Source organism: Arthrobacter sp. B0316-1-20 (assembly GCF_059091865.1).
Window position 1 is genome coordinate 1 of the sequence record NZ_JBNHHC010000110.1, and the last position, 6,231, is coordinate 6,231.

The 6,231-nt window shown below is 60.2% G+C and carries 7 protein-coding genes; 3 read left to right on the forward strand and 4 right to left on the reverse strand.

From position 1 onward, the window contains the following. On the reverse strand, window positions 1-212 hold a 212-nt coding region (locus AC5RW2_RS39645), incomplete at its 3' end, for an EthD domain-containing protein (RefSeq protein WP_494075213.1). A gap of 21 nt (window positions 213-233) precedes the next feature. On the opposite strand from AC5RW2_RS39645, the gene AC5RW2_RS39650 reads away from it, so the two are divergent. The 3 genes from AC5RW2_RS39650 to AC5RW2_RS39660 all read left to right on the forward strand — a co-directional run bounded on the left by AC5RW2_RS39650 (window position 234) and on the right by AC5RW2_RS39660 (window position 1,673). Then, window positions 234-530 carry an NUDIX domain-containing protein gene (locus tag AC5RW2_RS39650; protein WP_494037134.1) on the forward strand — a complete coding sequence of 99 codons (297 nt, stop codon included), beginning with the start codon at window positions 234-236 and terminating at the stop codon, window positions 528-530. 164 nt (window positions 531-694) lie between these two features. Continuing rightward, window positions 695-1,321, forward strand: a complete 627-nt coding sequence (locus AC5RW2_RS39655; RefSeq protein WP_494032162.1) for a riboflavin kinase — start codon at window positions 695-697, stop codon at window positions 1,319-1,321. Between the two features lie 121 nt (window positions 1,322-1,442). Next, entirely contained in the window at window positions 1,443-1,673 is a 231-nt protein-coding gene (locus AC5RW2_RS39660; protein WP_494032161.1) for a hypothetical protein, read from the forward strand. A 1,047-nt stretch (window positions 1,674-2,720) separates the two neighbouring features. On the opposite strand, the gene AC5RW2_RS39665 is transcribed toward AC5RW2_RS39660, so the two are convergent. The 3 genes from AC5RW2_RS39665 to AC5RW2_RS39675 all read right to left on the reverse strand — a co-directional run. Further along, window positions 2,721-4,172, reverse strand: coding sequence for an MFS transporter (locus AC5RW2_RS39665; RefSeq protein WP_494032160.1), 1,452 nt, complete (start codon window positions 4,170-4,172; stop codon window positions 2,721-2,723). Between the two features lie 357 nt (window positions 4,173-4,529). Beyond that, complete coding sequence (locus tag AC5RW2_RS39670) at window positions 4,530-5,279, reverse strand: SDR family NAD(P)-dependent oxidoreductase (protein WP_494032159.1); 750 nt, start codon at window positions 5,277-5,279, stop codon at window positions 4,530-4,532. 668 nt (window positions 5,280-5,947) lie between these two features. Next, window positions 5,948-6,231 (reverse strand): EthD domain-containing protein (locus AC5RW2_RS39675; protein WP_494037135.1); only part of this gene is annotated, 284 nt, incomplete at its 5' end.

A 6,231-nucleotide genomic window follows, 5' to 3' on the forward strand; every position in this document is an offset into this window, starting at 1 on the left:
TCGAACCAGAGTTCGTTGACCGCGTCGTACTCCAATTCGGTGACGCTGCCGACCGTTGGATTGAAGGCGGGGGTGAAGTAGCGGCGCATGTAGTGGCTGATCATCGGCAGGTTCTGCTCGATCAGCGGGACGTGGTTGGCCTCGTAGTACGACCGGAACTCCTCCGGGGTCATGCCGGCTTTGCGCTTGAGAAAGGTGATGGTCTTGATCATCGTTCGTCGTCTCCTCCGGGGGTGGGCGCTTCGTCGGAAAATCCCACGCTATCAAGCGAACGGTCGGTTGGGGAACGGCGGAGGCCATCGAACCACCTTTGGCACTGCATCACGGGTTTCGTCGAAGTTGGGGCAACTCCGGAACAACAGGCTCGTGAAGAACTTTTTGAAGAAACCGGTCTACAGGCCAAAGACCTGCTGGATCTCCGGAAAGGGGCCGGTGCTCGTGATCGCCGACGGTTCCGGAACCCCTTGGCTGATCCATACATTCGCAGCCGTGACTTCCCGCCGCCGACTAACAACCAACTGGGAGCATGAGTCCTACCGTTGGACCACTAGGTCGAGGGTGAAGCGCTTCAGCAATCGGGTCACATGGCTGGACAATGTGCTTGGCGCAACCGCCCACCTCACGGCCGGCGGCCCGGCTGCTCTGGCCAACGGACCGCTGCGACGCCGGTCGGGATCGAAACGATGAGGAACCAATGAAATCCACAATCGAGGCCGGCGATGGGCGCGCCGCTAACATTGCCAGCCGTTCACAGCTGAGCGATGTCATCAAGGCCCCAGATATCGTCGCCCACCTTGTCGGCGTGGTTGAGCAAGGAGACGCACGCGGGAGAGAAATTGCGTTTCCGACGGCCAGTATCTCCGTCCCTGAAGCAGACGTTCGAGATGGAGTCTGGGCGGGTACGGTACAACTTGGGGTAGACAAGAGGGCGAAATCCTACGCGGCCGCCGTCTCAATAGGACGCCGTCCAACCTACTACCGCAGTGGTGCGCGGTTACTCGAAGCCCATCTTCTTGACTATGCCGGGGACCTGTACGGGCGCACCGTTGGTGTGACGCTCCATGTCCGCATACGCCCTCAACGCAGATTTCAAAGTACCGACGAACTGGTGGCCCAAATCGAGGAGGACGTCGCGTTTGTTCGTTCCTGGTCACTGGGTGCTGCAAGGGACGGGAAGCGGAATATCGTCTCCCATAGTTCTTCTTGCCAGGATCCCGTCAGGAACAACTCATTTCCGGGACTAGGCGCTACTTCCCAAGGAAGTCCGACGCCGTCCTTACATCGCTTCGAGCAGGCCATCGACCTTCAGTCCGAGGACTAGGCGCGGCCAGGGGAGGCGGCCGAAGCCGTATCTGAACCGGAGTTCCCTTCCCCGTAGGGGTCTCTGCGTCGAAGACCCAAAGCAAAGCAAAACAGGCCACCAATTACACAGGAACTTTACAATGATCAGCGCAATGGAAGCCGACCAGACCTATTTCGTCGAGGCCACTGATCCTCGCCTCATAGGAGAGGAACTGAGCACCGCAGTGGACGCAGCAGTTCAGCGCGCTATGGAAGCAGGGCGCTACGGCGTTCTCGTGACCCGCTTCGGAAACACCACCTTCACCGTCGCCGTCAGCGCCCAAGTCACCTACGGATGGACCATGGAAGAGGACATGTCGGCAGGGTCATAGGCGTAAGACTGCCCCTTCAGGCCACAGGGGAGCCACTCACGGCGTCTGCAAAGATGCGATCGCAACCTGAATGTCACTAACGTGATTTTCTGGCTTCCTTCAAATGACGCAGTGTATAGCACCTGACTGCAGCCGTATCGCCCTATGCCCCATGCCCCATGCCAAGCCATGCGTTACATGTTTCAATCCCAACTGCGTCATCGACGCCGGATAGTCCCTTAGACGGCTGTCGCCTAACCCTGGGTTAGGCGACAGCCCGAAGGGCACGAGTGGTAAATGGTGGTCCGAGGCCCGCAATGTCACCGGGCGGCTCTCGGCCGCGCTCACTACCGATCTGCGATGTAGCGCCCACGTAGGCGAGCGTGCGGCGTGAGGGCCAAACGAAGCTTCCGTGTCAGAGGAGCCGGATTCTCAGAAGACGCGATCTGCCACCTTTACTCGAGTGGCGGATGCAAGTGCCGCCTTGAGTTCGTCTGCTGATGCGGGTCCGGAATCGGCGGTCATCACCTGGTCCTCGGCTGTGTCCGGGTCGGCGAGATATACCCTGGTGTATCCGGCGGGCTCGGGTTCGAATCTCCAGGATTCGGCAATAGGACCGGCATCGAGGGTGTCGAAGCCCAGCTGGTCAATGATGGCCGAGGCCTCCTGCTTTGCCTGCGCGTCGTCGGACGCGATGGGCAGGAACTCAACGCCCGCCCCCGCAAGACGCTCGACTGGGACACCCCGGCCGAGCGCCTTCGTGATTTACTGATAGCCAGCTAACCTCGGGTGTTGCAACGACCCCTAGAATCCGCCCTCGGCGGGCAATTCCATGGCCGCCTATGGGCAGTTTTTCATGGCCGCTTACATCCACTTTTCAAATTTGTCAGTAAGTGAAGTGGTCGGCCTGCCGTCAACTCCTCATCGGTGACGTAATTGGTGGTCCGAAGCTTGGTACAACGTTCTGTGGCCGGGGCTTCGGTGTCCCTTCGTATGCGGGAGAAGCCGGATACATGCCGTTCTCTCGGTGGTGACCCCTGCGATGCTGTGCGCGACCGATCTCCAGATCTACTCGGCGGCGACACTGGTCTTCATGGGCTCGGCTATCGCGTCGATCGCGTGCCTGTCATCGATGCGTTTCGGCGCAAAGACTATCCATCCGATGATGAAGATGGCGATGATTAAGCTGATGCCAAGGAGGGTGCCGGTGAACATGGGCTCCTGAACGTAACCGTCGGGGCCGGGTGCCAGCACGTTTAGAAGAATCGCGACTGGAATCGTGGCCGAGGTGAACTGCAGGATGTTCTGCATGCCGATCGTCACTGCCATGTTGTCCTGCCTCCCGGACGAGGCAACGAGGGTGTACGCAGTAGTCAGACAGCTCAGGATCGTCGCGGCGTATCCGAACACAAACAAGAACGCCAACCACACGGTCTGATGGGCGAATGCGAAGCCGGCATAGACGAGGATCGCAGCACTTCCGGAAGTAACCAGGACCAGCTTCGGGCCGAGTCGACCGAGCCCCCACCGCGTCCATACGTATCCCAGCGCGCAGCCGGGGATCATTGCAAGCATGGTGTAAGAGGATTCGAGCGGGGACAGGCCCAAACCGAACCCGGAGGATGTTGGGGTCTGTAGCAGGAGGGGGAGTCCGATAAAGACGAAAGGACCGGCGACACTGACGACTCCGATCCCGGAGAAACCCACCAGGATCTGGCGCAGGTTCATGTTCTTGAACGACATCAGTGGTTCTGGCGTGCGTCGTTGCTGAACGATCCAGGCGATCATTGCCACTGCGGCTACAACAAGGGCGCCAAGCACGAGGGGTGATGTCCAGCCTTGATTGGGTCCTTCACTGATTCCAATAAGAAGCGCTACGGCCCATACACCGACCCCTATGCCGCCGACCCAGTCCACACGAACGGACTCGCGAGCGTCCTTGGGTGTTTCGGGTGAGAGGACAGCAAAGAGCAGCAGCAGCGCGAGAAAGACGAAAATCATCCAGAAGACGGATTGCCAAGGCAATCCAATCGCCACGAGGGCACCACCTGCAACGACGGTAAGCGGTGTCAAGACCGCCAGACTCAATGCGAGGGACAGCGAGACCTGCTGTACTACACGTGCGGTGGCACGTGGGCGAAGCATTCCCCACCCCATGGGGATGCCAAGCGCCAGGCCCGACAAGAACCGACCGAGTACCACCGGCCAAAAGCTGGTGCCGGTCGCGGATAATACGCATCCCGCCATTGCCACTAGTATGAGCCCGATGAGGACCTTACGGTGACCGTATCTATCCCCCATTCGCGAGGTAAGACCCACCGATACCGCGCCTGCGAGCATTGTGCCGTTGAGGATCCACCCGATGTCCGATCCCGACAGGCCTGATTCGGATACCATCGTCCCGACCAGAGGATTGAGGGCGACGGCTTGGACATCTGAGATGGCGCCGCTAAGCATCAGCACGGCGATTATCGGAGCAAGTTGACTCGCTCGTGTTTTGACCTGTGGAGTTTCAGTCATCTTCGACCACCTTCGATGGAGCGATTGGCTCCGGAGGAGCCAATCGCGTTCTTACCCGCGAAGAGGACAGGGCTCGTCAAATTGGTGTCCGATGTTGCCCTGCGCCCCTCGCGGCGCTGATTGTTCCAAGCAGTAATGCATCTTCAGTGGGCTTCCCATTCATCTTCAGTGGGCTTCCCATTATTGAGCCCCTCGTTGAGTTAGAGGGGAGGAGGAGCCATCGTTTGGCAGTAGCCGATCTACAGGGGCAAAAGTGGGCCCTCGCCAGGCGACTCGACAGCCATCTTGCTGCGAAAGATAGATGTCGAGTCGCCGGAATTGGCGGCTTGCACGGCCGCTTAGAGCCATCCTGAACGATTAGCGACCGGCGGCTAGGCGTCCGCCGTCGATGGCTAGTTCGCTGCCGGTGATGTATGAAGCTTCGTCGGATGCGAGGAACAGCACCGCGTACGAGACCTCGCGGGGATCTGCCGGCCGGCCAATGGGGATGGCCAACGCTTCGAGCTCCTCTTCGTTCATTTGTGACCTGGCCATAGGAGTAAGAATCGCGCCCGGGTGGATTGAGTTGACACGCACGTTGTCCGACGCGTACTCGGTCGCCGTGGCCTTGGTCATCCCTCTGACGGCGGCTTTGGCGCCTGTGTATGCCACGTTGGGTACCCCCGTCAAGTGCGCCATGGCTGCTGCTGAGGAGATGTTAACGATCGAGCCGCCCCCCGCTTCGACCATGCCGGGCAGCACGGCGCGCATGCCAAGGAACACGCCCGTCTGGTCGACCTCGGTAACCTTGGCATATACCTCCGGATCGAGATCTGCTGTAAAGCAAACAGGTCCGGCCAGACCCGCGTTGTTGACGAGAACCGTGATCGGCCCGAACTTTTCAACGCTCGCCGCGACTACTGATTCCCACGATTCCGCGTCTGCGACGTCGTGACTCACGAAGAACGCGTTCTCACCGAGTTCGTCGGCCAGTGCCTTGCCGTCCTTCTCGTTGAGGTCGGTGAGGACGACCTTCGCACCCTCTTCGATAAATAGGCGTGCGTGCTCAGCACCCATGCCCACTGCCGCACCCGTTATTAGCGCAACCTTGTTTTTCAGACGTTCCATTGTGGCCTCTTCTTTGACGTGCGCCGACGATGCGACACTGGTGATGGTTATGTAAAAACAGCTAAATGACAGAGGACAGTTGCACATCGGCGAGTTCCCGGAATTGCCCGGTGTGCCAGACGAGTGGCTCGTTCTCGCCGATGCCGAGCTTCAACGTCACTGCATTCGACATGCCTTGCCCCACAATCTTCGCTGCCAGTAGATGATGTCAAACACGCTGCTCGTGCCTTGTGTGCGAGGCCTGCTCCTCGTACGCCTGCCCTTAGGACGCCCCGAGCCTCTTACCTTCGATGAACGACCCCTGTGTCCGGGTCACACCGACGCTGCGGAGGTCCGCTCCGCCGCCGGCGCTCTGCTGCGCTGGCCCGGGGATCCTGCTTGGCAGGGCCTCGTGGGCGTCCCAGTGGCGGCGTGAAGAGACAGGCAGTTCGTTGTCCGGATGAGGTGTGCGAACCGCGGCATCCGAGACGGACATAGGGTCTCCAGCCTTGCAAGGCAACCATACGTCCGTTTGTTTCTGCACGCCTAGCTGCAATCGGCGAACCGGGCGGAGGAGCAGGACATCAGGGACGAGGCCAGGCGACGGAATGGCTCGATGCCTGACAGGTACCGCTGGGCGACCAGCCCGCGGCCGCGCCACGCCGCCAAGGTTCCCTGCGATCAGGTAGTCACGCAAGCGGTGTTCGGTCGCACTGACTCCCGGCGCGCCCGCGGGACATGTCGGAGATTTCCTCGGAGACGGTCATCATCTGGATGGCGTCTCGTTCCAGGAACTGCGCTTCGTCCGCTGCGATGATCTCCTTCAGGGGAGATGTGGAGGCCGCGGCGAGGAGGGCGTCGAAGTCCTCCTGCGTATCGAACCAGAGTTCGTTGACCGCGTCGTACTCCAATTCGGTGACGCTGCCGACCGTTGGATTGAAGGCGGGGGTGAAGTAGCGGCGCATGTAGTGGC